Annotated in this window: 23 protein-coding genes; 17 read left to right on the forward strand and 6 right to left on the reverse strand. The window is 42.4% G+C overall.

The features are described from left to right. Positions 1-105: 105 nt before the first annotated feature. The 5 genes from RMY16_RS07505 to folE all read left to right on the forward strand — a co-directional run bounded on the left by RMY16_RS07505 (position 106) and on the right by folE (position 4,952). On the forward strand, positions 106-804 hold the full coding sequence (locus tag RMY16_RS07505) for an aldehyde oxygenase (deformylating) (protein ID WP_322659484.1): 699 nt from the start codon (positions 106-108) through the stop codon (positions 802-804). Positions 805-944: 140 nt separating this feature from the next. Further along, positions 945-1,964, forward strand: coding sequence for a long-chain acyl-[acyl-carrier-protein] reductase (locus RMY16_RS07510; RefSeq protein ID WP_322659482.1), 1,020 nt, complete (start codon positions 945-947; stop codon positions 1,962-1,964). A 121-nt stretch (positions 1,965-2,085) separates the two neighbouring features. Next, positions 2,086-3,066, forward strand: coding sequence for an acetyl-CoA carboxylase carboxyltransferase subunit alpha (locus RMY16_RS07515; protein ID WP_094349744.1), 981 nt, complete (start codon positions 2,086-2,088; stop codon positions 3,064-3,066). Between the two features lie 354 nt (positions 3,067-3,420). Further along, positions 3,421-4,146 (forward strand): SDR family oxidoreductase, encoded by a 726-nt coding sequence (locus RMY16_RS07520; RefSeq protein ID WP_322735850.1) that lies wholly within the window; start codon positions 3,421-3,423, stop codon positions 4,144-4,146. A gap of 98 nt (positions 4,147-4,244) precedes the next feature. Then, a complete protein-coding gene (gene folE / locus RMY16_RS07525) occupies positions 4,245-4,952 on the forward strand; it encodes a GTP cyclohydrolase I FolE (RefSeq protein ID WP_322735851.1) in 708 nt (235 codons plus the stop codon). A gap of 297 nt (positions 4,953-5,249) precedes the next feature. Here the strand turns inward: folE and RMY16_RS07530 are convergent, their stop codons facing one another. Further along, the gene (locus tag RMY16_RS07530; protein ID WP_322659476.1) at positions 5,250-5,927 is read right to left on the reverse strand and encodes a phosphoribosylanthranilate isomerase; all 678 of its coding nucleotides are present in this window, start codon (positions 5,925-5,927) and stop codon (positions 5,250-5,252) included. Between the two features lie 110 nt (positions 5,928-6,037). Here RMY16_RS07530 and psaK point away from each other — a divergent pair, with 110 nt between their 5' ends. The 4 genes from psaK to RMY16_RS07550 all read left to right on the forward strand — a co-directional run bounded on the left by psaK (position 6,038) and on the right by RMY16_RS07550 (position 10,750). Next, positions 6,038-6,292 (forward strand): photosystem I reaction center subunit PsaK, encoded by a 255-nt coding sequence (psaK, locus tag RMY16_RS07535; protein WP_322735852.1) that lies wholly within the window; start codon positions 6,038-6,040, stop codon positions 6,290-6,292. Positions 6,293-6,705: 413 nt separating this feature from the next. Beyond that, positions 6,706-7,902, forward strand: a complete 1,197-nt coding sequence (locus RMY16_RS07540; RefSeq protein ID WP_322735853.1) for a site-2 protease family protein — start codon at positions 6,706-6,708, stop codon at positions 7,900-7,902. A 339-nt stretch (positions 7,903-8,241) separates the two neighbouring features. Then, positions 8,242-9,612: a ribosome biogenesis GTPase Der gene (der, locus tag RMY16_RS07545; RefSeq protein WP_322659470.1), complete on the forward strand. Its 1,371-nt coding sequence runs from the start codon at positions 8,242-8,244 to the stop codon at positions 9,610-9,612. 220 nt (positions 9,613-9,832) lie between these two features. Further along, positions 9,833-10,750 carry an energy-coupling factor transporter transmembrane protein EcfT gene (locus RMY16_RS07550; protein WP_322735854.1) on the forward strand — a complete coding sequence of 306 codons (918 nt, stop codon included), beginning with the start codon at positions 9,833-9,835 and terminating at the stop codon, positions 10,748-10,750. 434 nt (positions 10,751-11,184) lie between these two features. Here the strand turns inward: RMY16_RS07550 and RMY16_RS07555 are convergent, their stop codons facing one another. Next, the gene (locus RMY16_RS07555; protein ID WP_322735855.1) at positions 11,185-11,541 is read right to left on the reverse strand and encodes a hypothetical protein; all 357 of its coding nucleotides are present in this window, start codon (positions 11,539-11,541) and stop codon (positions 11,185-11,187) included. Positions 11,542-11,645: 104 nt separating this feature from the next. On the opposite strand from RMY16_RS07555, the gene pipX reads away from it, so the two are divergent. Together pipX and RMY16_RS07565 are read left to right on the forward strand one after the other, a co-directional pair. After that, complete coding sequence (pipX, locus tag RMY16_RS07560) at positions 11,646-11,924, forward strand: transcriptional coactivator PipX (RefSeq protein ID WP_069068710.1); 279 nt, start codon at positions 11,646-11,648, stop codon at positions 11,922-11,924. After that, on the forward strand, positions 11,921-12,589 hold the full coding sequence (locus RMY16_RS07565) for a YggS family pyridoxal phosphate-dependent enzyme (protein WP_322735856.1): 669 nt from the start codon (positions 11,921-11,923) through the stop codon (positions 12,587-12,589). The genes pipX and RMY16_RS07565 overlap by 4 nt, the downstream gene beginning before the upstream one ends. Before the next feature lie 176 nt (positions 12,590-12,765). On the opposite strand, the gene RMY16_RS07570 is transcribed toward RMY16_RS07565, so the two are convergent. Further along, positions 12,766-12,903, reverse strand: coding sequence for a hypothetical protein (locus RMY16_RS07570; RefSeq protein WP_322735858.1), 138 nt, complete (start codon positions 12,901-12,903; stop codon positions 12,766-12,768). Positions 12,904-12,972: 69 nt separating this feature from the next. Between RMY16_RS07570 and RMY16_RS07575 the strand changes: the two genes are divergently transcribed. The 3 genes from RMY16_RS07575 to RMY16_RS07585 all read left to right on the forward strand — a co-directional run bounded on the left by RMY16_RS07575 (position 12,973) and on the right by RMY16_RS07585 (position 17,300). Continuing rightward, positions 12,973-13,578 carry a cell division protein SepF gene (locus tag RMY16_RS07575; protein ID WP_322659462.1) on the forward strand — a complete coding sequence of 202 codons (606 nt, stop codon included), beginning with the start codon at positions 12,973-12,975 and terminating at the stop codon, positions 13,576-13,578. 106 nt (positions 13,579-13,684) lie between these two features. Beyond that, entirely contained in the window at positions 13,685-14,503 is an 819-nt protein-coding gene (gene proC / locus RMY16_RS07580; protein ID WP_322735859.1) for a pyrroline-5-carboxylate reductase, read from the forward strand. A gap of 121 nt (positions 14,504-14,624) precedes the next feature. Continuing rightward, a complete protein-coding gene (locus RMY16_RS07585) occupies positions 14,625-17,300 on the forward strand; it encodes an RNA helicase (RefSeq protein ID WP_322735860.1) in 2,676 nt (891 codons plus the stop codon). A 239-nt stretch (positions 17,301-17,539) separates the two neighbouring features. On the opposite strand, the gene RMY16_RS07590 is transcribed toward RMY16_RS07585, so the two are convergent. After that, positions 17,540-17,914: a hypothetical protein gene (locus tag RMY16_RS07590; protein ID WP_322735861.1), complete on the reverse strand. Its 375-nt coding sequence runs from the start codon at positions 17,912-17,914 to the stop codon at positions 17,540-17,542. Positions 17,915-18,593: 679 nt separating this feature from the next. Here RMY16_RS07590 and RMY16_RS07595 point away from each other — a divergent pair. Then, a complete protein-coding gene (locus tag RMY16_RS07595) occupies positions 18,594-20,588 on the forward strand; it encodes a heavy metal translocating P-type ATPase (RefSeq protein WP_322735862.1) in 1,995 nt (664 codons plus the stop codon). 95 nt (positions 20,589-20,683) lie between these two features. Continuing rightward, the gene (locus tag RMY16_RS07600) at positions 20,684-21,361 is read left to right on the forward strand and encodes a hypothetical protein (protein WP_322735863.1); all 678 of its coding nucleotides are present in this window, start codon (positions 20,684-20,686) and stop codon (positions 21,359-21,361) included. A 615-nt stretch (positions 21,362-21,976) separates the two neighbouring features. On the opposite strand, the gene RMY16_RS07605 is transcribed toward RMY16_RS07600, so the two are convergent. Then, entirely contained in the window at positions 21,977-23,065 is a 1,089-nt protein-coding gene (locus RMY16_RS07605) for an aromatic ring-hydroxylating dioxygenase subunit alpha (protein ID WP_322735864.1), read from the reverse strand. A gap of 346 nt (positions 23,066-23,411) precedes the next feature. On the opposite strand from RMY16_RS07605, the gene RMY16_RS07610 reads away from it, so the two are divergent. Then, entirely contained in the window at positions 23,412-23,837 is a 426-nt protein-coding gene (locus RMY16_RS07610) for a heavy metal-responsive transcriptional regulator (RefSeq protein ID WP_322735865.1), read from the forward strand. A 6-nt stretch (positions 23,838-23,843) separates the two neighbouring features. Here the strand turns inward: RMY16_RS07610 and RMY16_RS07615 are convergent, their stop codons facing one another. Next, positions 23,844-24,071: a hypothetical protein gene (locus RMY16_RS07615; RefSeq protein ID WP_322735866.1), complete on the reverse strand. Its 228-nt coding sequence runs from the start codon at positions 24,069-24,071 to the stop codon at positions 23,844-23,846. Positions 24,072-24,085 lie beyond the last annotated feature (14 nt).

Below are 24,085 nucleotides of genomic sequence, written 5' to 3' on the forward strand. Positions count from 1 at the left end.
CTACTTGTTAAGTTAAATTAAACCACAATGATTGTTACCCTCAGTTCATAGGGTAAATCGAATTCTGGTGTCAAATAATTCAGTTTTACGGGAGTAAACATAACCATGCAGCAGCTTGCAGACCAATTTAAAGAATTAGATTTCAAGAGCGAAACATACAAAGATGCTTATAGCCGGATTAATGCGATCGTGATTGAAGGGGAACAAGAAGCCCATGAAAATTACATCACATTAGCCGAACTGCTGCCGGAATCTCATGATGAATTGATTCGTCTCTCCAAAATGGAAAGCCGACACAAGAAAGGATTTGAAGCTTGCGGACGCAATTTGGAAGTTACCCCAGATTTGCAATTTGCTAAGGAATTTTTCTCTGGACTACACCAGAATTTCCAAACAGCAGCAGCGTCCGGGAAGGTCGTCACTTGTCTGTTGATTCAGTCTTTGATTATCGAATGTTTTGCGATCGCAGCATATAACATTTACATCCCCGTCGCCGACGCCTTTGCCCGCAAAATCACGGAGGGAGTAGTTAAAGAAGAATACAGCCACCTCAACTTTGGAGAAGTTTGGTTGAAAGAACACTTCACAGAATCCAAAGCTGAACTTGAACTTGCAAATCGCCAGAACCTACCCATCGTCTGGAAAATGCTTAACCAAGTAGAGGGTGATGCCCACACAATGGCAATGGAAAAAGATGCTTTGGTAGAAGACTTTATGATTCAATACGGTGAAGCATTAAGTAACATAGGCTTCACGACTCGCGATATCATGCGCTTGTCAGCCTACGGACTCATCGCCGCCTAACAAAGTGCTGAGTAACGAGTGCTGAGTGCTGAGTAGTTTAAATTCAGAACTCAGAACTCAGAACTCAGAACTCCTAACTCCTAACTCCTAACTCTACTAAATTCCACGTCTCAAGACAGCACAAGCCTAATAATCACTACATGTTTGGTCTAATTGGACATCTGACTAGTTTAGAACACGCTCAATCGGTAGCTAAAGAATTGGGATACCCAGAATATGCCGATCAAGGGCTAGACTTTTGGTGCAGCGCACCACCGCAAATTGTCGATAGCATTATTGTCACCAGTGTAACTGGGCAAAAAATTGAAGGACGGTATGTAGAATCTTGCTTCTTGCCGGAAATGCTAGCTAGCCGTCGCATCAAAGCTGCGACGCGCAAAATCCTCAACGCGATGGCTCATGCACAAAAGCATGGCATTAACATTACAGCTTTAGGCGGATTTTCCTCGATTATTTTTGAAAACTTTAAGTTAGACCAGTTTAGCCAAGTCCGCAACATTAAACTAGAGTTTGAACGCTTCACTACAGGAAACACACATACTGCCTACATTATTTGTAAGCAGGTAGAAGAAGCCTCAAAACAACTGGGAATCGATCTATCAAAAGCGACTGTTGCTATCTGTGGGGCAACTGGGGATATTGGTAGTGCAGTTACTCGCTGGCTAGATGCGAAAACAGATGTCAAAGAACTTTTGTTAATCGCCCGCGATCAAGAACGCCTCAAAGAACTGCAAGGTGAACTGGGGCGAGGAAAAATCATGGGTTTGACAGAAGCACTGCCTGAAGCTGACGTTGTAGTTTGGGTTGCTAGTATGCCTAGAGGCGTGGAAATTGACCCGACGACTTTGAAACAACCCTGTTTATTGATTGATGGCGGCTATCCTAAAAACTTAGCAACAAAAGTTCAGCATCCTGGTGTATTTGTGTTAAATGGTGGGATCGTAGAGCATTCCCTGGATATTGACTGGAAAATTATGAAAATCGTCAATATGGACGTGCCAGCCCGCCAGTTGTTTGCTTGTTTTGCCGAATCAATGCTGTTGGAATTTGAGAAGTTATACACGAACTTTTCGTGGGGACGGAATCAGATTACCGTAGACAAAATGGAGCAGATTGGTAAGGTATCAGTGAAACATGGATTTAGACCGCTGCTGGTTTAGTCATTGGTCATTAGTCATTGGTCATTAGTCATTTGTTATTTGCACAAAGGACAAAGGACAACTGACAAAAGACAAAGAACAAAGGATAGATAACTTATAACTCGTACTTGTAACCCCTACGATGGCAACTACCGAGCGTAAACCGCTACTGTTAGATTTTGAAAAGCCCCTAGCAGAACTCGCAACCCGAATCGATCAAATTCGGCAACTTGCAGAAGAAAATGGCGTTGATGTTTCTGGTCAAATTCGTCAACTAGAAGCACGAGCCATGCAACTACGTGAGGAAATTTTCACTAGTCTATCCCCGTCCCAGCGATTACAAGTCGCTCGTCATCCTCGTCGCCCCAGTACTCTCGATTACATTCAGGCAATTAGTGATGAATGGATGGAATTGCATGGCGATCGCTGTGGTGGTGACGATCCGGCTTTAGTTGGTGGTGTTGGTCGTCTGAGTGGACAACCTGTGGTGATGTTGGGTCATCAAAAAGGACGCGATACTAAAGACAATATTGCCCGTAACTTTGGAATGCCTTACCCTGGTGGCTATCGCAAAGCTATGCGGTTGATGGAACACGCCAACAAGTTTAGTATGCCGATACTAACTTTTATCGACACACCGGGAGCTTGGTCTGGGGTAGAAGCAGAACACCAAGGTCAAGGAGAAGCGATCGCTTACAACTTACGGGAAATGTTTTGCTTAGATGTGCCAATTATCTGCACAGTCATCGGTGAAGGTGGTTCCGGTGGCGCACTCGGTATTGGTGTAGGCGATCGCCTACTCATGTTTGAACACTCAGTTTATACTGTCGCCACCCCCGAAGCCTGCGCTGCAATTTTGTGGAAAGATGCTGGTAAAGCTCCCCAAGCCGCCGTGGCTCTGAAAATTATTTCCCACGACCTGAAAAAGTTGGGAATTATCGACCAAATACTGCCTGAACCTACTGGTGGCGCTCATTCCGACCCGTTAAAAGCCGCTACCACTCTCAAGCAAGTGCTGATGGAGAACTTAGACGAACTCAATCGTTTAACTGCTCCAGAACGCCGCCAACTGCGCTATGAAAAATTCCGCAAAATTGGTGTTTTTACAGAAGTTGCCCACTAACGGCACTGCATAATGATTTATTAGTAAAGCAGCAATGCTATAATTGCCTATGTGCTTAAAGATTTTTAACAATCTAGCCATAGGCATTTGTATGTTTGGCAAATCTACTCAATTTGATTGAGTGGGTTTTGTGTTATCAATTAATCTAATTTGAGTGTACGGCGTGGTTTTCCAGGCGATGATTTGTTGTCTTCATTGGTAAAACCCAAAATATGCCCACTATTGCACTGCATAATAACAGTTACTTAATGAAAATCATCAGATTTTTAGATTCCTTTAATCTATCCAAACCGACAAGTGTGAATAATTGGATGTTAATAGGCTTTGGGAACTGCCAAAAAATTGGGAGACACCATGAGTGTTGAGCAAAAACGACGCGCCCTGATTACTGGGGCAAGTAGTGGAATTGGGAAAGCAACGGCTTTAGCCTTTGCGAAAGCGGGAATAGATGTTGCCTTAGTCAGCCGTTCTTTGGATAAATTGGAGGCGGTAAGAGAAGCCGTAGAGCATACTGGAGTGGAAGCGAAAGCTTACGCTGTAGATTTAGCGCGGATCTCTGAAGTCAAAGAAAAGATCCAAGCGATTGCTCTTGACTTTGGTGATATAAACATTCTAGTAAACAATGCTGGCATCGCTTATACAGGTGCTTTGAGCGAAATCCCCCTAGAGGGCTGGCAGCAGGTAATTGATTTGAATCTCACCAGTGTGTTTCAGTGCATTGTGGGGATTTTACCTTCAATGCGCGATCAAGGCACAGGCACAATTATCAACGTCGCCTCAATTTCCGCCAAGCAACCCTTTCCTGGTTGGGGAGCATACAGCGTCAGCAAAGCTGGTTTGATAGCCCTCTCTCAAACCCTGGCACAAGAAGAACGCATTCACGGCATTCGTGTCACAGCTATTTGTCCCGGCGCAGTCAATACCGAACTTTGGGATACAGAAACAGTCCATATCAACTTAGACCGTTCTAAAATGTTAACCCCGGAAATTGTAGCTCAGTCAATTCTCTACACAGTTCTGTTACCACAACAGGCAGTGATTGATGAATTGACCTTGATGCCCAGTGCTGGCGCACTCTAATTAGTCCTTCGTCCTTTGTCCTTTGTCTTTTGCAAATGACCAATGACCAATGACCAATGACTAATAACTAATGACTAAACCATAATCAAGACTGAATCATGACTATTGCTAGTTCCAACGGTTCCAATTGCTCTCAATCACCTCTGATTCCCGATTTGGCAGAAGCCATAACTCCTAGACCCGATCGCAATACTCATAACGGGCGACAACCGGATGTATTCCCGCCAAAAGAGGAACAGATGGAGGAAATGAAGGACGCCGTGCGGACACTAATATTGGGAGTTGGCGAAGACCCCGAACGCGAAGGACTCCTCAAAACACCCAAGCGAGTGGCCGAGGCAATGCGATTTCTTACCAGTGGCTACACCCAATCTCTTGAAGAACTCGTTAACGATGCCATCTTCGATGAAGGGCATAGCGAGATGGTACTTGTTAGAGACATTAACTTCTTTAGTCTGTGCGAACACCACATGCTGCCATTTATGGGTAGAGCGCACGTTGCTTATATTCCTAACCAAAAAGTTGTCGGACTGAGTAAACTGGCCCGCATTGTTGAGATGTATTCCCGTCGCTTACAAGTACAAGAGAGGTTAACTCGTCAAATTGCCGAAGCAATCCAGACCATTCTAGAACCTCAAGGCGTTGCTGTGGTGATGGAAGCTAGCCACATGTGCATGGTAATGCGTGGCGTCCAGAAACCAGGTTCTTGGACTGTCACTAGCGCAATGGTTGGTGCGTTCCAAGAAGAACACAAAACCCGCGAAGAATTTTTTAACTTAATTCGCCATCAACCAGCATTTTTTTGAGTGCTGAGTGCTGAATGCTGAGTGCTGAGTGCTGAGTGCTGAGTGCTGAGTTAGGAGTTAGGAGTTAATTCACAACTGATGACTCCTAACTTCTAAGTAACTCAATAGACTTCTTGCAGAAGTGGGGTAAGGGGTAATATCATGTCCGGCTAATTAGTTATAATTTCCAAATCTATGCAGAAAACCCAAAAACCCCTGCCCTCTGCCCCTCTGCGGTCTTAATGATAAGTCTTTAACCGGACATGATATAAGGGGTAAAGGGGAAAGCGGCGATAGAATTACCCTTTCCCTTTCCCTTTAACCTTTACCCTTTCCCCCCTCTTGCAAAACTATTTTTGCAAGAGGTCTAATGTTCTTGAGACTGTGAAATAGCAGTGCTACTTTATCTAAATCCTTATCTCCTGGTGTCCGTTCCACACCACTAGATAAATCAACGCCGCTAGGATTAACCTGATTTAGGGCTTCCACAATATTATCGGCTGTTAGTCCCCCTGCTAAAAGCCAAGGACAATTGGGGTTAAATTGCTCTAGCATCGTCCAATCTAAAGTTTTGCCTGTACCACCCAGTTGTTGCGGATGGTAAGCGTCAAGTAGCAAAGTATCGACGTATTTTGTGTAATTATGTGCTGTGTCAAGATGCTCAAGACTACGAATTCTCAGTGCTTTAATAATTTCAATACTGGGTAAAGCTTGACGCAATTGGTAGCAAAAATCTAGTGATTCATCTCCGTGTAACTGCACACCTGTCAATCCAGAATCAGCAACTATCTGGCTGATTTCAGCGATAGTAAAATTGGCAAAAACCCCAATTGTGTCAATATTTGTCGGGAGTTCTGCCACTGCTGCCCGAATTTGGGATGTAGTCACGTAACGAGGTGAGTTTGGCACACAAATAAATCCTAGTGCCGTTGCGCCTAGAGAGGCGATCGCTATAGACTGCTGTGGTTGAGTAATGCCGCAAATCTTAACACGCATATAAATTTAACAAATTTAAAATAATATCAACAAATTCTAAATTATCTGAAAAACTTTTGTGCCTTGGTAATTTTATAATCTTGTAGGTCTACATTTTAGGAGACAAAAGCTTGATTTCATCTATTTTACTAGCAGCCCAGGCAACTGTTCCCCCAACACCCGCGTGGAATCCCACAGTAGGAATCATCATCAGCATCAGCAGCTTAGTAATAGTTTTACTAAGTACTAGGATTGAAAAACCCTTAGTTGGTCCCAAGTTCCCCATCCTGCCGATTAGTATTCCAACATTCGTTGCAGCGATGGCTTTTGGTCATATTATCGGCGTTGGCATCGTTTTAGGATTGACTAACATTGGCCGTCTATAGTTTTGTGATGACAGAGGTGTTACTTGTAACCCCGCTATCAATGCAAAACTTCTAAAACCGATTTTGGGCAGGGGAAGTAGGGAGCAGGGGAGGAGGGGAGCAGCACTTCTCTACGAGAGGCTGCACTTCGACTAGGCTCAGTGGCCACGCCAACGGCTACGCTCTGTTACCGAGGAGAAGTTGCAGTGAGTCTTTCCCTTCTCTCCCTCTCCCTCCGCTTCCCTGCCTCTTATGCCTCATGCCCAATTCCCAATTCTAGAATTTTGCTTACAACCATTAATTGTCTATTCTAGAAATAAGAGCATTTCGTAAATCGGCACTACCGAGTTGATGCTCAGAAGTATATGTATAAGTATATACGTAAATATTGCAGTATAGGAATTACTGGCGATATCTAGTTTTAGGGCAGTGTAATGCAAACAAATTGGAAAATTGGGTCATTATTTGGAATTCCCCTGTTTTTAGACCCGTTATGGTTTGTGATTTTAGGGTTGGCAACCCTGAATTTTGGGGTAGCTTATCAGGAATGGGGGTCTGTTGTAGCTTGGAGTGCTGGGATAGTTATGGCACTGCTGCTATTTGGTTCGGTGTTGTTACATGAGTTGGGTCATAGCTTGGTCGCTCGATCGCAAGGTATTAGAGTTAATTCAATTACCTTATTTATGTTTGGCGGAATTGCTGCCATTGAAGAAGAATCTAAAACTCCTTTCAAAGCCTTTCAAGTTGCGATCGCTGGCCCTTTGGTGAGTATCATTTTATTTGTCCTGCTCCGCTTGGCAGCTTTTGTGATACCTGATACTAATCCCCTCAGTGTGATGGTCGGAGATTTGGCGAGAATTAACTTAGTGGTGGCTCTATTTAACCTGATTCCTGGCTTACCTCTAGATGGGGGGCAAGTGTTAAAAGCAGCACTATGGCAAATCACAGGTAATCGTTTTCAAGCTGTACACTTGGCTGCAAAGTCTGGGCAGATATTGGGTTATGCTGCGATCGCTTTCGGATTTGTTGTAGATTTCGTCACCAGAGAGTTAGTACTTGGTTTGTGGATTGCGCTGTTGGGTTGGTTTGCTGTCCGCAACGCTAACACCTATGACAATATGACTACGTTGCAAGAAAGTCTACTCAAGGTGGTGGCAGCCGATGCGATGACTCGTGACTTTCGCGTAATTGATGCTGACCAGACATTGCGTTCCTTTGCCGATTTATACCTCTTAGAAACCACTCCCTCACAAGTTTATTTTGCCGCTTCTGATGGACGTTACCGGGGTCTAGTTTCCATTGACGATTTCCGTTTAACCCAAAGGAGTGAATGGGAAACCAAAACTTTACACAGCATAGTGCATCCCCTGACAGAAATACCTACCGTTGCAGAATCAACATTGATCGCTGAGGTAATTAAGAAGCTAGAAAATGAGCAGTTACCGAGAATTACCGTCCTTTCTCCTGCTGGTGCCGTAGCTGGTGTAATTGACCGGGGAGATATTGTGCGATCGCTGGTACAAAAATTAAATTTGCAGATAACCGATGCTGAAATTAAGCGCATCAAGGAAGAAGGTAGCTATCCGCCTGGATTGCAACTGGGAGTAATCGCGAAATCAGCTACAAATTAAACGTCACACCCTCGTCATAGGTTTGCAATAGATACGTCAAAAGCGTGTGTGATATTGAATTTGGTATTTGGTTACAAAATGCTTTTTTTGGGTAAAAGGTAGGACTTCCTACCTTTTTTATTTTTCAAATTAACGTGAGTTCAATAACCTCTCCCTGCCTTGAACTTTAGTTCAAGTCTTTCCCTCTCCGAATCGGAGAGGGACGGTTTTACGTAGTAAAACCAGGGAGAGGTTTCTTTGACATCGCCTCAGATGATTGGGAAATTATTAAAACTTCAAGTTTAAAGCGAGTAAAATGTAAGTACGTGATATACTACGTCTCTCACTTACCCTGGTTTTATGGCACTGCCAATTGTTGCAATTATCGGACGCCCAAATGTGGGCAAATCCACCCTGGTTAATCGACTCGCCGGGGAACAAACGGCGATTGTCCATGATGAACCGGGAGTGACACGCGATCGCACTTATCTACCAGCTTTCTGGAATGATCGTGAATTTTTAGTGGTAGACACTGGTGGTTTAGTTTTTAACGATGATACCGAATTTTTACCACTGATTCGCCAACAGGCAATGACAGCCCTTGCAGAAGCGTGTGGCGCTATTTTTGTTGTCGATGGTCAAACAGGCCCCACATCGGCAGATTTAGAAATCGCCGAATGGATGCGCCAACAACCCGTACCTGTCTTACTAGCTGTAAATAAATGTGAATCCCCAGAACAAGGCTTAATGCAAGCTGCCGAATTTTGGGAATTGGGATTGGGCGAACCTTATCCCATCTCCGCGATTCATGGCAGTGGCACAGGAGAATTACTCGACGAGTTAGTTAATCACATCCCTGCTATTGAAGACATTCCAGAAACGAATGAAATCAAAGTAGCAATTGTGGGACGCCCAAATGTGGGCAAATCGAGCTTACTCAATGCTTTTGTCGGGGAAGAAAGGGCAATTGTCAGCCCTATTTCCGGCACTACCCGTGATGCTATTGATACCGTCATTGAACGAGCCGGACAAACCTATCGCTTGATTGATACCGCCGGCATTCGCAAAAAGAAACACATCGAATACGGCACAGAATTCTTTAGTATTAACCGGGCTTTTAAAGCGATTCGTCGCGCGGACGTGGTTTTATTAGTAATAGATGCTTTAGATGGAGTCACCGAGCAAGACCAAAAATTAGCTGGGCGGATTATCGAAGATGGTCGAGCTTGCATCATCGTCGTTAATAAGTGGGATGCTGTCGAAAAAGACTCTTACACAATCTACGACTACGAAAAAACTCTGCAATCGCGGTTACATTTTACCGAATGGGCAGAAACAATTTTTGTGAGTGCCTTATCAGGACAAAGGGTCGAAAAGATTTTAGAATTGGTGAAAACTGCGGCTGAATCACACAAACGCCGTGTCAGCACATCAGTGATTAACGAAGTCTTAACAGATGCCGTGAGTTGGCATTCACCGCCGGCATCCCGTGGTGGGCGTCAAGGGAAGATTTATTATGGTACACAAGTAAGTAGCCAACCACCAACGATCGCACTATTTGTCAACGACTCGAAACGCTTCAACGACAACTATCGACGCTATATTGAACGCCAATTCCGGCAACAACTAGGATTTAAAGGCACGCCAATTATTTTACTGTGGCGGAGCAAGAAAGTCCGTGATGCCGAAAGTGGTAATGTTAATAGAGCAACTCGCGTCAAAATAAGTTAAGAATAGAGACGCGATGAATCGCGTCTGTACAAATAGAGATGCGATTAATTGCGTCTGTTAGGAAAGACGTGATGAATCGTGTCTGTACAAGAGTTATGAGTTAAAGCCAAAATTGCTAACTACAGAACCCTATCGACTTGAGTTTGATAGCGGCACAAGGTAAAAGTTATGAGTTAAAGTCAAAACTCCTAACTCTTCATTTCTCACTCGTAACTCTAAAATGGATTTATTGCGATCGCTGCCACTTGGACTTTATTTAGAACAACCCCAAACTTGGCTGCATAAAATCGATCCGCGAGTCAAGTTCGCCTGGTTGATGAGCTTTTTAACAAGCTATGTTTTAGCCAACAACAATTGGCGGGTGCTGCTGGTGGTAATATTAATCGTTGCCACCTTGATTGCGAGAATTCCTCGACGCGTATGGCAGCAGCAAATGGGTTGGCTATTAATGCTATCGTTTTTTGTGCTAGCGATCGCAGCCATCAGTCCTGATGGATTGGGTGTAGATTATCAGTCACGCCTGCCAGCTAATGAACAAATCTTAACCCAGCAAGCAAACTCTAATAATATTAAAGAGCCACCAGCCAAGAAAAAAGCATACAGCTACGTACTATTTCACAAAGGCCCGGTTAAAGTAACTCGCTACTCATTGAGTTTGGCAGTACGCCTGAGTACACTTATATTTACCGTCATTTACAGCACCAACCTGTATCTGCTGACAACCGCACCAGAAGAAATCACATCTGGTATAGAAAGCTTAATGCAACCCTTGCGACGCTTCAAGTTGCCTGTCACAGAAATTGCTTTAACTTTAACCTTGTCCTTGCGCTTCATTCCCTTGGTTTTAGAAGAAGTACAAAACTTATTTCGCTCCGTAATGACAAGGGCAATTAATTGGAAAAAGCTAGGATTAAAAGGAACATTCAAGGTTTGGATGACAGTCGCAGAGAGACTTTTAGAAAATCTCCTCTTACGAGCCGACCAAATGGCAAATGCCATGATGGTGCGGGGTTTTACCAGTCCCAATGAGCATCGAGTCCAGTGGCACGATTTACGATTAAAAGGGCGTGACTGGCTGGCGATCGCAACTTTAATCTTATTCTGGGGAATACGACTAGCTATAGGAACTCAGGCGTAATTTTGCACCGAAAAAATGGTAAGAGGTAATACAGCAGAATTCAGGAGTCAGAAGTAAAACATTAAATCGCCGTCTCTACCAAAGACTAATTATTGTAGAGACGGCGATTCATCGCGTCTTGCCTTAACCGAGTATTGAGCTATAGGTAACAATATATAGCTAAGTGCTGAGTGCTGAGTGCTGAGTAAAAATCCAGTTTTTTCAAGACTTTGAGCAATCAACACTGTCCTAATCTGTGTGACTACGGCTATAGTAGCGTAATTTGAGTAGCTACCCAGCCATAAAATTGATCCCCTAGCATTTCTTGTAGATTTTAGATAATAACCAGCGTTACGCGAACACTACAAACTAATCTTAAGATTTTTGACCGAGTACCCTTATGAATCTCTGCACAATGCTCAGACACCAATTCCACCACTGAAAATACTGGATAATCAATAGACCTTTTGCAAAAATGGTAGTTTTCTTTCCAGTACCCAATTTTGTGCCATTGGGCGACAGTTGTGGCAGTATGGAAAGAAGTTGAAAAATTCGCCGTTGCCGTTGGGAATTTCAAAGGGTGTTTTTCCTTGCCACGTCAAACTTTCAACCAGAGGATCGGCAATCTTTTGTGCCTTGTCCCTACAGATTACTAAATTGAAGTCACCAAAGCAGATGGTGATATTTGTCAAACAGCCTCTACTCTTTGAATCTACGCTTCGCGGCTTCGTTGTACTATTGCGCTTCACTACCACTAGCTTCATCTGCTCATTAGGAACTAGATCAAGGTCTTCGTAACCGCAGCTTCGCATTTTAACCAAATATTCTGGCGAATGTTGGTATTATCGTCTGAATGTTTGGAATTCACTGCGAAAAGATATATATACTTCCACTTTGACTACACCTTGACTCTTAAATGAATCCAGAAAACGCAGAAACTTACATAAACCATCCAACTTGGGGTTTACTCTACAAAATCTGTATGGTTGATGAGAACCAGGATTTGTTCACCACACTTTATGCCCAGCGCTTATTTTTTTTGGTGGCAAATGATGTTAAAGGTGTTAAATTCCAGTCTCTAGGACGTACTGAGGCGAGAATGATGTTGGAAAATCGCTTACGTACCCTGCGGCGCAGTGGGCATTCTCAGGAGTACGATCAGCTTCAGAGTGTTTTCCAGCGCACCTTCCAATGAACAGTTCGATTTCTGAACGTATTCTTTCCATTCGTTCCTCACTACCAACGTCAGTCAAATTGATTGCTGTAAGCAAGCAAGTTTCTGTCCAGGCTATTCGGTATGCATACAACGCAGGAATTCGTGATTTCGGGGAAAGTCGTATCCAAGAAGCTGCCAGCAAACAAGCCGAGTTGCAAGACTTACCGGATATTACCTGGCACTTTATTGGACATTTGCAAAGCAATAAAGCCAAAAAAGCCATCGAGCATTTCCCTTGGATTCACTCCGTGGATAATTTGAAGCTGGCACAGCGCTTAGACCAATTGGCGCAACAGCTAGGAGTCAGTCCCCAGGTTTGCCTGCAAGTGAAAATTCTCCCCGACCCCAACAAGTCTGGTTGGAGTGTGCCAGAACTTTTGGCTGATTTACCCACACTCAATCAATACAAAAGTTTACAAATTCAAGGTTTGATGACAATCCCGCCATCAGGATTAAAAGATTCCGAAATTCTCAGTGTGTTTAATCGCAATCGTGAGCTAGCCAAAGAAATCCAGGAGCAAAACTGGTCGCATATTAAAATGCAGCACCTATCTATGGGTATGTCAGGCGACTACGAAGTGGCAGTGCAAGCAGGCGCAACGATGGTACGATTAGGAACCATATTGTTTGGCGATCGCTATTAGCCGATTAATCATCAGCTTTACTCTTGGGTATTAATAGAAGCTAAAGATTTGATGACAAGAATTTTCTAACAGACTGGTGCAATCGGAAACAAAGGATATAGTATTGACAAGAGTAATCGCCAAGAGAAAATGGGGTATAAAGAAGTTTCCTTCGGATAAACCTTAGGATATAATCTTTACTCATTATTATGTTTAGGCGATGCACAGACCTTTCCAATAAGTGTCAGTTCATCGCCAAAACTCGTAATATAGGCTACAACTAGCAATAAAGTTGCTGAAGTATCCATTGATGTAGCGTATACCGCCGTAGGCATCGCTCTTAACTCAATCTAATCCTCAGCCAAGTCAATGCAGGCAATTCGCATCAGGAGAGTACACGCACCATGAACAACATATTTTCCAAACTCAGAGACTTTGTGGGTCTAAATGAGCAAGTGGAATACGAGTATTACGAAGAAGAACCAGAAACAGATAATAATAATTACCAAAATCTGTATCAGCAAGAAAATCCCCAGCCAGCACCACAAGAGAGTCCAGCCGCTCAAAATCGACGCTGGCGGGAACCAGTGCCTACAATGGGAGATGATATGACAGCAGGTTCAAAGCCAATGGGGAATGTGATTGGTATGCCAGGAGCAATTAACGGAATTTCGGAAGTTTTAGTACTCGAACCACGCACCTTTGAAGAAATGCCCCAGGCAATTCAAGCGTTGCGCGAACGCAAGTCAGTGGTATTAAATCTGACAATCATGGACCCAGATCAAGCTCAACGAGCAGTAGATTTTGTTGCAGGTGGTACTTACGCACTAGATGGACATCAAGAGCGCATCGGTGAGAGCATCTTTTTGTTTACACCAAGTTGTGTCCAAGTTAGCACCCAAGGTGGCGTTCTTCATGAAGTACCACAACCACCAGTACGTCCCTCTCGTCCGACAACAGGTACTCCAAATCAAACCTGGGGCAACGAAACTAACCGGATGGCACAATAAAGTTAAATTAGTATTTAGTCCTTTGTCCTTTGTCATTTGTCCTGAGTTTTGCTCATGGTGACAAATGACAAACGACTAATGACTAATGACCAATGACTAATGACTAATGACTATAAAATTTGGCCTAATTGGTGGTGGGGTAATGGGAGAAGCGCTCTTATCCCGCCTTATCACGCGTGGAATTTATCAATCATCAGAAGTCATAGTTAGCGAACCACTATCTTCACGCCTAGATATTTTAAAGCAGCAATACGGTGTTGCTGTAACGACAGATAATAGCCAGGTTTTCACCGAAGCAAAAGAAGTTCTATTTTTGGCGGTGAAACCGCAGGTATTTAGCGCGATCGCTCAAGAATTAGCAGATATTGATATTCTTAATAGAGAACATTCACCTCTAATCATTTCTATTTTGGCGGGTGTGCCCTTAAGTCAGCTAGAAGCTGCATTTGTGCAATTGCCAGTGATTAGAGCAATGCCCAACACCCCGGCAACAGTGGGAGCAGGAGTTACCGCGATTTGTTTAGGTGCATATACCAATGCCTTGCATCACCAAATAGCACAGCAAGTTTTTTCTGCCGTGGGTGAAGTCGTGGAAGTTTCAGAAGCGCTGATGGATGCAGTTACAGGGCTATCTGGTAGCGGTCCCGCTTACGTGGCGCTCATGGTAGAAGCACTTGCAGATGGCGGAGTAGCCGCAGGTTTACCTAGAGTAATTGCCAATCAACTAGCCTTGCAAACCGTACTGGGAACAGCAAAACTGTTGCAGGAAACCAAAATGCACCCAGCAGAACTCAAAGATCGCGTTACCAGTCCCGGCGGTACAACCATTGCGGGGATTGCGAAGCTAGAACAGGCAGGATTTCGTTCCGCTTTAATTGAAGCAGTCAAAGCTGCCACAGAGCGATCGCAAGAACTGGGAAAATAATTTAAGAGTCCTTTGTCATTTGTCCTTTATCCTTTGTGAAAAACTAATGACTAATGACCAATAACGAAGTTGACAAAAGACTCGTTAATATAGTAAACAATCTGGTTGCAAATGTGATTGAGTGAATTATCCTGCACCGTCTCCAGAACTTGACTTAGGGTTTATATTTCCCTTTGAACTGGATCAGTTTCAAAAAGAAGCGATCGCGTCCCTGAACGCTGGGCGCTCCGTAGTTGTATGTGCGCCCACAGGTTCGGGCAAAACATTAGTCGGGGAATACGCCATTTATCGCGCCCTAGCGCGAGGAAAACGCGTATTTTATACTACTCCCCTGAAGGCGCTGTCAAATCAAAAATTACGTGACTTTCGGGAAAAATTCGGGTTCGAGCGAGTCGGGCTGTTAACTGGAGATGCTTCCATTAACAGAGATGCACCGATTTTGGTGATGACCACAGAAATTTTCCGAAATATGCTCTATGGCACACCCATCGGGCAAATTGGCATCTCATTAGTAGACGTTGAAGCGGTGATACTTGATGAGTGCCACTACATGAACGATCGCCAGCGCGGTACAGTTTGGGAAGAATCAATCATCTATTGTCCCCGTGAAGTGCAACTGGCAGCCCTCTCAGCAACAGTTGCCAATAGCGATCAACTCACCGATTGGCTAAATCGCGTTCACGGCCCAACTGACCTGATTTACTCCGATTTTCGCCCAGTCCCCTTAGAATTTCACTTTTGCAATCCCAAAGGGTTATTTCCCCTGCTGAATGATAGCAAAACCAAAATTAACCCCCGCCTTCAGAAGAAGAAGGGAAAAGGGGGAGAAAGGGATAGAGGGAGAAATGGCAGACCGGAAGCTCCAGGAATAATTTATACCTTGAGCCAGTTAGAACAACGGGATATGCTCCCAGCCATTTACTTTATCTTCAGCCGCCGGGGATGTGATAAAGCGGTGGCAGAAGTGGGTGATTTATGGCTGGTAAATAATGAAGAGTCTCAGATTTTGCGGCAACAGATTGATGACTTTTTAGCCCGCAATCCCGAAGCAGGACGTTCTGGGCAAATTGCACCCTTGTACAGGGGAATTGCTGCCCACCACGCTGGGATTTTACCTGCTTGGAAAGCACTGGTAGAAGAACTATTTCAGCAAGGGCTGATTAAAGTAGTATTCGCCACCGAGACACTAGCAGCGGGAATTAATATGCCCGCCCGGACAACGGTAATTTCTACCCTTTCCAAGCGGACTGACACCGGACACCGCCTGTTGAACGCTTCCGAATTTTTGCAAATGGCGGGACGAGCAGGCCGCCGGGGGATGGATAAACAAGGTCATGTGGTAACAGTCCAAACTCCCTTTGAAGGAGCTAAAGAAGCCGCATATTTGGGAACATCGAAGCCAGACCCTCTAGTAAGCCAATTTACACCCAGTTACGGCATGGTACTCAACTTGCTGCAAACCCACACCCTGGAGCAAACCAGGGAACTGATAGAGCGCAGTTTTGGGCAGTACATGGCGACCTTGCATTTACGGCCAGAATACGATGAGATTGCCGAATTGCAAACCCAATTAGCTCAACTTCATGAACAAATCGCCGCAGTTAATGAAAATGAACTGGCTGTTTATGAAAAATTGCGGCAACGCCTGAAGGTGGAACGCCAGATATTGAAAACCTTGCAAGAGCAAGCACAGGAAAACCGCCAAGAAGAATTGGTGATGATGTTGGGCTTTGCAGTGTCAGGAACTCTGTTGAGTCTCAAGGGCAAAAATATCACAGTATCTTCACCCGTAACCGCAGTTTTGGTGGGTAAATCGCCTGGTTCTGGTCAAGCTCCTTACTTGGTATGCTTGGGGCACGATAACCGTTGGTATGTGGCAACTACAGGGGATGTAGTCGATTTGTATGCCGAACTACCGCGAATTGAAGTGCCGCCTAATGTATTACCACCACCAGAGATGCCTTTGAAGCCAGGACAATCGCGCCGTGGTAACGAAGAAAGCTTTGCGATCGCTGTGCGTATTCCCAATCCGATAGAATCTTTGCATCTAGCACCAGAAGTAGCAGAACAACTCAGTAAAGTTACTGCTGTTCAAGAGCAATTAGAAGCTCATCCCCTACATCAATCAGGCAATGCGGCAACGCTTTTCAAACGTCGGGCCCGCTATGTCGAACTAGAAGCCGAACTCGAACAGTTGCAGGGGCAAGTAGAGCAACAGTCACAACGTCATTGGGAAGAATTTCTCAATTTAATTGCCATTCTGCAACATTTTGATGCTTTGGATAACTTAGTTCCCACACAATTAGGGCAAATCGCTGCCGCCATTCGAGGGGAAAATGAATTGTGGCTGGGTTTAGTATTCGCTAGTGGTGAATTGGACAATTTAGATCCGCATCATTTAGCAGCAGCAGCAGCGGCTTTGGTGATGGAAACGCCCCGCCCAGATAGCAAAGTTAATTTTGACCTTAGCAATGAAGTGGCAGAAGCCTTGAAAAAATTGCGGGGAATTCGCCACCAAATGTTCCAACGACAACGGCGGTATAACGTAGCGCTGCCGATATGGTTGGAATTTGAGTTAATTGCCATAGTCGAACAATGGGCGCTGGGAATGGAGTGGACTGAACTCTGCGAGAACACTACCTTGGATGAAGGCGATGTAGTGAGAATTTTACGCCGGACTTTGGATTTATTGTCGCAGATACCCCACATTCCCCATTTGCAAGACTCTTTCTTGCGTAATGCCTATCGGGCGATGCAGTTGATTGATAGATTCCCTGTGAATGAGGTAGTTGAATAAATAGGACGCTCTGACCGAGAGTATTTAATCATTTCTGTGCCTCTTTTTCTCTCAGTACTTACACAAAAATAGATACTGTTGGGGCAATTCATGAGTTGCCCCAACAATGAGTTTACATGTAGCCAAATAATAGTAGTGGTACTTAGTTAAAAATGCTTTTTTGATTTCGTATATCTTTTATACGTGATTAATCACGTGTATCTAACAAAAGTTATAGTCGCTATCAGCGCTATTCAACCTTAGTACACCAAGTTTCCAGTACCGCGCAACTGACGCAAAGAATTTACACACAATGGACAGTCGCAACCAAACGTCTTAATTGCAGCATCACTTTCCTCTTCAGTAAAGTTCAACATGGCAACATTCTGATCTGATACTGATGTGGCAAGAGTTGAGGAACGTGTAGAGGTATAAGGTTGCTTTCTCTCTGAATCTCGAATGCACACAAAATCTTTTCCACCATGTGGGTTCGTAATACAGGTACGACCATCTTGTGTGTGCATTAATCGCAGAGCCATACTAGCATGGGCAGGGTTAAATGCCGCTAGCGTAGACATCATCGACACAAAAATTGAGGAAGTGGAAAGCAAATTCAGAAGAATTTTTTTGTTCATAAATTTCCTTGAGAAAATTGTCTACTAAATTAGGGTATTCGATTAACTTTCAAACTTCAAGTGAATTTTCCCTGAGAATAGCTAGATAGACACTTGTTACCCAAGAAAGTTCCACCTCTTCACCAGTTGGAGCGGAAATTATTTACTACATCATAATTCAACAATAAAACAGGCTTTATATCTAGCTTTTAGACGCAACGTTATGTAATTCAGCAAATTTCAATCCGTTATATATTCCAACGATGATTATTTGCTTGATGTAAGTATAAGAGCTTAATTAAATTAGAGCGATAAATCGCTCACTACGAACAAAAGTTATATTTTACATAATTCTATACAATTGAAAGCCACTGTAGCTATCTTTACAAGATTAAAAATCTTAATTTTAATTCACAAGATATATGATGTATTTAGTAATAAGTTTTAGATAGATTTTAATACTGTTCGGTTAAGACAAGAGACGCGATGAATCGCCGTCTCTACAATAATCAGTCAGTTTTTCGTGTTGATGGCGATTTATAGCATCTTTAGTGATCTAGAATTTTCATCAAAAAACTTAACCGAACCGGATTGATAGAGATTCTCGTTCTTAAAATACCAACTTGTAAAAACTTCTTTTTTTCATTACATTTAAAAAAAAGCTCATATCTCAATTAATTTACTAGCCTACATAGAAAAAATGAAGCAGAAAGTACATTTGGAATCTTCAGATTGTTGCAGCTGTGAACATGACCATCACGAGAATCATAACCATGTTCATAATCACAATCATGATGAGAATCATAACCATGACCACAATCACGAACACGGTGGAGAATTTAATCTGAAAAATGAGATATTGCCTTTGGTAGCGATTTTAAGTTTATATGCACCTGGTATAATTTTTGAAGATCAATTACACAATACATTTTACTCAATAGGTGAATATCTGCTTTTTATTCCTGCTTATTTATTAAGTGGATGGAGTGTTTTAAAAACTGCTGGGCGCAATATAGTCAGAGGTAGAGTATTTGATGAAACGTTTTTAATGACAGTAGCAACATTAGGGGCGATCGCAATTCATAAATTACCCGAAGCTGTCGGAGTCATGTTATTTTATAAAATTGGAGAATTGTTCCAAGATATTGCCGTCAGTCGCTCCCGTAATTCGATCAAATCATTATTGGAAATCCGCCCAGACTATGCAAATATCCAAATAGAAGGAGAACTCAAGAAAGTATCGCCAGAAACAGTAAAGATTGGAGATATTATCGTTGTCAAGCCGGGAGAAAAAATTCCCTTAGATGGCGAAATTATAGATGGTAATTCGCAAATTGATACATCTGCATTAACTGGAGAATCTGTACCACGAACGGTAAGAATTGGAGAAACAGTTTTTGCTGGGACGATCAATAAAATAGGTGCGCTCGTCATTAGAGTCACAAAACTATTTGATGAATCTTCCATTGCCAAGATTTTAGACTTGGTGCAAAATGCCAAAAGTAAAAAAGCAGCAACAGAAAAGTTTATTACTAAATTTGCCCGCTATTATACACCAGTCGTAGTTTTTACATCTTTAGCAGTTGCAATATTACCTCCTTTATTCATTTCGGGTGCAACGTCTTCTGAATGGATTTATCGTGCCCTAATTTTACTAGTTATCTCCTGTCCTTGTGGACTCGTTATCAGTATTCCATTAGGTTACTTTGGAGGTGTGGGAGGTGCAGCTAGACGTGGTATTTTGGTTAAAGGCTCTACTTTTTTAGATACTTTAAATGCAGTTAATACAGTTGTTTTTGATAAAACTGGAACGTTAACAAAAGGGGTATTCAAAGTAGTAGAGATAGTACCATTAAATGGCTGGAATGAACAAGAACTGCTGCTAATAGCTGCCAAAGTAGAATCGCACTCAAATCATCCCATCGCTCAATCTATCTGCAAAGCTTATGGTGGAAAAATCGATGAGTTTGAGATCAGAGATTATGAAGAAATAGCAGGTTATGGAATTAAAGCCAACATTGAAAATAGGGTAGTAATAGCGGGAAGCGATCGCCTATTACATAGAGAGAAGATTTCTCACGCTAATTGCCAATTAGAAGGAACAGTTATTCATCTAGCAGTGGATGATATTTACGCTGGATATATTGTAATTGCTGATGAACTCAAAGAAGATGCGAGACTTGCTATTCAAGCACTGAAGCGAATGGGTGTAGAGAGAACAGTAATGTTGACAGGAGATAATCAAGCGATCGCTTCCCGCATTGCTCAACAGCTTGGCATAGATACCTACGAAGCAGAGTTATTACCTGAAGAAAAAGTGAATGCCATTGAGAAGTTACTCAGCACCGCCGGCAAGCGTGGTAAAGTTGCCTTTGTTGGGGATGGAATTAATGATGCACCAGTGATTGCTAGAGCAGATGTTGGTATGGCAATGGGTGGATTAGGCTCAGATGCAGCAATCGAAACTGCCGATATTGTAATCGTGACAGATGCACCATCCAAAGTGGCAGAAGCAATCCAAATCGCCAGAAAAACTCGCAAAATTGTTTGGCAAAATATTGGGTTTGCCTTAGCAATTAAAGGTATATTTATTGGGCTGGGTATTTTCGGGATAGCGACAATGTGGGAAGCTGTATTTGCTGACGTTGGAGTAGCAATGCTAGCAATTTTAAATGCAACTAGAGCGATAAAATAAAATTTTTGGAAAATTGGGAATCTATAATTGGGAAATTGTAGTAGTTAAACTATGAGTACTTCTCACTCATATTCTGCTACCCAATAGTAAAACCGATGAATTCATCAATCAAAAGCATTGCTATAGCTACTTTAGCTTTACTGCTAAACTATTCAGCAAACCCAGCCTTTGCACTACCTCAGAAAATCAATCACCCAATTACTGTTGCTAAATTGCAACCCTCAAAAGACACCTTAATTGTTCCTGGGGAAAGAGTAGGCCCGATAACACGCACAACCACCAAGCAGGATTTAGTCAAACTGTTTGGTGCATCCCATCTCGTTGATAAAACTATCTCTGGTGCTGAAGGAATAGGTAGTTTTGCAGCTACTCAGTTAAATCTAAATCAGGGGCGATCGCTCTTGGTAGTTTGGAGCGATAATACTCGTACCAAACCCCTAGATGTGCGTAATCTGGGTTTAGCTTGGAAAACCCGCGAAGGTATCGGTGTTGGAACCCCTTTGAGCGAATTACGTAAAAAATTAGGTGATTTTAAACTTTATGGATTGGCGTGGGACTACGGCGGTACTATTTTGTTGGATAGCAGTAAATTATCCCGTTATCAAGGCAAACTCATTTTACGAGTAGATACGGTTCCCAATGCTTCTGAAAAGTTCCCCAATGATTACCAATCAGTATCTGGGGATGGTACTTTTTCTTCCAGCAACCCCCACTGGAAACCTTTGGGGATTAGGCTTACAGAAATTATCGTTGTATTGAACCCAAGTCAGTAGTGGTATGTTAAACATCAGTTTGCTTGCTAGAGCTTAGAGTAACTATGAAGACAAGGTTCTCATACTGAGTCTTTGAGGCTGGTAAAGCAGTTAATTTTTAATTAGAACAGCAACTTCTTGATGAAGAGATAAAACTGGCACATCTTAAGCGACGATCTGGATCATATTGAGTCTGGATTGCAATCATGAGATTTATGTAAATATACAGTTATTTGGTGCATAGAAATCAAAATTTACTCACCTAGAAACAAGGAAAATAGAGATATTCAGTTAATTGGTGTTTGTTTATACTATTTAAATTTTTTGTAGTGGTTATACTCATAACTTAGGTTCTACCTGGGAATTAGGAAGTGGCTTTGCCACTTCTTTTTATTTATCTAGTAGTCGAGTAAAAAATCGATTAAAAGTTAAAAGTAACTTTGTTGAACTTTTAACCTTTATTAATTGTTATACTATTTCACAAAATATCTGCTAGACATTCATTGGTAGAGGCGTACATCTATACACCTCTACAAACGATTCATTTCTTGCAAAGATTGTTGATAATAGTTATGATACCGTGTGCGTTTAATTGACCAAGCAGTCTGGCGGAATTTTTGTCATATAAACATGATGTTAGTCATTACTCATTGTATCTTGCCATCTCTCACGCCTGGGCTTGCTCTCCACATCGCGTGATCGCATTTCTTGCCAAGTCCCCCACATTAGGGATTGCTGTTTTTCAACATGGTTAATAAACTGCATAATTGAGTGATCTGCTTTGATGGGAGTTTTCAAATCAAACTGAATTGTTTGAAGAATCTTGATGTCACCCATAAGAAAGTACTTAGCTGCAATCTTAGTCAGCCATAGCACAACTCGATTGCATAACCAACCAAAAATTCCTTTACGTTTTTTAGTCATCAACAGAACTTGACCTTCAGTTTTTCCGCCTTCGTGGAGGCGAACTGCAACCATCATGTGGACATGGAAGAAATCAGGGCCAAGTGTCACAATGCCAATGCTACCGTACCAATAGCAAATACTGTAAGTTATGACATTTTTGTAGAAAAGACGGATGAGCTTAATCAAAAAGAAATTGTCTTTGATGGGTGTAGTATTACTGAAGATAATTGCATTCTCGTTTAGTTCGTGTCTTTCAAAAATAATTTCTAATGGCAATTGGTGAACTGTATTGAGGTGTTGAGCATCAATTGCATTAATCATCACTACATTGGGGTGACAGTTCAGCAAGAAGTGGGAATGGATGGCGACATCACACTCTTTTTGTTCTAATTCTGGAACAAAAGGTAGAGGTTGCTGTGGTATTTCTCCAGTCCAAACCCAAATCATCCCATATTTTTCAGCAGTGGGCCAAGTTTGTAATTTTAGGGAAGGTGGTACATCTAAACATGGGATATCAATACACATCCCCTCAGCATCAAACTTCCAGTGGTGGAAAAAACAACGTAGTGCATTACCCTCAACTTTGCCTTCAGCAAGGTGAGCGCCCATGTGTGGACAGTAGGCTTCTAAGGTAACTACTCTTTTATCTTTTCCCCGGTAAATTACTAATTCTCTACCCAAAATCGTGACAGGTTTTACTTCACCCACCCGCAGATTTTGAGAAGGTATTACCCAATACCATCCCTCAATAAAACGCTCTGGATTATTGAAAATTTTAGGTTTACGGATTGAGCTAGAAGTCTGCGAGTTGAGATTCATTTGTATGGTTTCACTTGAAGTGAAGCAGTTGATCTAGAAATAACATGAGGACTAGAAAAAAACAGTTACTTTCAGTACCATGACAAACAGTCACCCAATCAATAGCTCAAAGCAGAGAGGCAAAATATTAGGTAGAATTTATTAAATTTGTTAAAATTATGCTAGTCAGATATCAGCTTATATAAGCTGATATCCATTGAGAATAGATATTGGCAAAATTACAAATTAGTAACAGTTATAATTAGATAAAAATTTAAACTACTACGCCAATTTTTTTAAAATCTCAAATGACTTAATGAATTAAAAAAATATGTCATAATAATTACAATATTTGGGAAAATCTGCCGTGTTAACTCAGGAAACAGAACTGCTTTTAATTGGTCAGGTAACAGATATAAGCGGAATCCCCATTAGGACAATTCGCTATTACGAGAGTTTAGGCTTAATCCAATCATCAAGACGAACAGAGGGAGGCTTCCGCCAGTTTTCATTGGATGTGCTGACTCGTTTAGCATTCATTAAAAGGGCGCAAAATCTTGGTCTTAGCCTAGAAGAGATTGGAAATATTCTTCAGGTTTATGACCAAGGGCAAACTCCTTGTGGTGAAATCAAAGAAAAGCTTGAAGAGAAGGTCTTGCTAATCGAGCGCCAAATTGATCAGATGTTAACTTTACGCTCTGAAATCAAGGGATTACTTTCAGGCTGGAAGAATATCAGCGACCATCATGAGGAGACAATTTGTCCGATTATTCAAAACACCTCTCAGGACTGATACTAATCAGGAATCAGGACTTTTATAGACAAGAAACCACCACAACTCTAGTCCAATTAAGGCGAAACCAGCGATCGCAACCCCAACTTTCAAGCTCAAAGGTTGCTCAATGTGTTGAAATTGGCTGTTTTGCTCTGATGAATGGGCTGGCATTTCTGCAAATGCTACACCTGATGTTCCAGCGAGCAGCACTAAAGCTATCAGGCTTCCCCAAAGCGTTTTTTGACTGGACATTTCCTAAATTACCC

This window comes from Nostoc sp. DedQUE12b (genome assembly GCF_034530835.1).
Taxonomy (GTDB): Bacteria; Cyanobacteriota; Cyanobacteriia; order Cyanobacteriales; family Nostocaceae; genus Nostoc.

What these genes read in the sequence shown, in the direction of transcription:
- RMY16_RS07510 (WP_322659482.1), top strand. Translation starts at nt 945, where the DNA reads ATGTTTGGTCTAATTGGACATCTGACTAGTTTAGAACACGCTCAATCG.
- RMY16_RS07505 (WP_322659484.1), top strand. Translation starts at nt 106, where the DNA reads ATGCAGCAGCTTGCAGACCAATTTAAAGAATTAGATTTCAAGAGCGAA.
- proC (WP_322735859.1), top strand. Translation starts at nt 13,685, where the DNA reads ATGACTATAAAATTTGGCCTAATTGGTGGTGGGGTAATGGGAGAAGCG.
- RMY16_RS07605 (WP_322735864.1), bottom strand. Translation starts at nt 23,065, where the DNA reads ATGAATCTCAACTCGCAGACTTCTAGCTCAATCCGTAAACCTAAAATT.
- RMY16_RS07530 (WP_322659476.1), bottom strand. Translation starts at nt 5,927, where the DNA reads ATGCGTGTTAAGATTTGCGGCATTACTCAACCACAGCAGTCTATAGCG.
- RMY16_RS07595 (WP_322735862.1), top strand. Translation starts at nt 18,594, where the DNA reads ATGAAGCAGAAAGTACATTTGGAATCTTCAGATTGTTGCAGCTGTGAA.
- RMY16_RS07570 (WP_322735858.1), bottom strand. Translation starts at nt 12,903, where the DNA reads ATGCCTACGGCGGTATACGCTACATCAATGGATACTTCAGCAACTTTA.
- RMY16_RS07520 (WP_322735850.1), top strand. Translation starts at nt 3,421, where the DNA reads ATGAGTGTTGAGCAAAAACGACGCGCCCTGATTACTGGGGCAAGTAGT.
- RMY16_RS07555 (WP_322735855.1), bottom strand. Translation starts at nt 11,541, where the DNA reads ATGCGAAGCTGCGGTTACGAAGACCTTGATCTAGTTCCTAATGAGCAG.
- RMY16_RS07540 (WP_322735853.1), top strand. Translation starts at nt 6,706, where the DNA reads ATGCAAACAAATTGGAAAATTGGGTCATTATTTGGAATTCCCCTGTTT.
- der (WP_322659470.1), top strand. Translation starts at nt 8,242, where the DNA reads ATGGCACTGCCAATTGTTGCAATTATCGGACGCCCAAATGTGGGCAAA.
- RMY16_RS07565 (WP_322735856.1), top strand. Translation starts at nt 11,921, where the DNA reads ATGAACAGTTCGATTTCTGAACGTATTCTTTCCATTCGTTCCTCACTA.
- folE (WP_322735851.1), top strand. Translation starts at nt 4,245, where the DNA reads ATGACTATTGCTAGTTCCAACGGTTCCAATTGCTCTCAATCACCTCTG.
- RMY16_RS07590 (WP_322735861.1), bottom strand. Translation starts at nt 17,914, where the DNA reads ATGAACAAAAAAATTCTTCTGAATTTGCTTTCCACTTCCTCAATTTTT.
- RMY16_RS07600 (WP_322735863.1), top strand. Translation starts at nt 20,684, where the DNA reads ATGAATTCATCAATCAAAAGCATTGCTATAGCTACTTTAGCTTTACTG.
- RMY16_RS07515 (WP_094349744.1), top strand. Translation starts at nt 2,086, where the DNA reads ATGGCAACTACCGAGCGTAAACCGCTACTGTTAGATTTTGAAAAGCCC.
- RMY16_RS07575 (WP_322659462.1), top strand. Translation starts at nt 12,973, where the DNA reads ATGAACAACATATTTTCCAAACTCAGAGACTTTGTGGGTCTAAATGAG.
- RMY16_RS07615 (WP_322735866.1), bottom strand. Translation starts at nt 24,071, where the DNA reads ATGTCCAGTCAAAAAACGCTTTGGGGAAGCCTGATAGCTTTAGTGCTG.
- pipX (WP_069068710.1), top strand. Translation starts at nt 11,646, where the DNA reads ATGAATCCAGAAAACGCAGAAACTTACATAAACCATCCAACTTGGGGT.
- RMY16_RS07550 (WP_322735854.1), top strand. Translation starts at nt 9,833, where the DNA reads ATGGATTTATTGCGATCGCTGCCACTTGGACTTTATTTAGAACAACCC.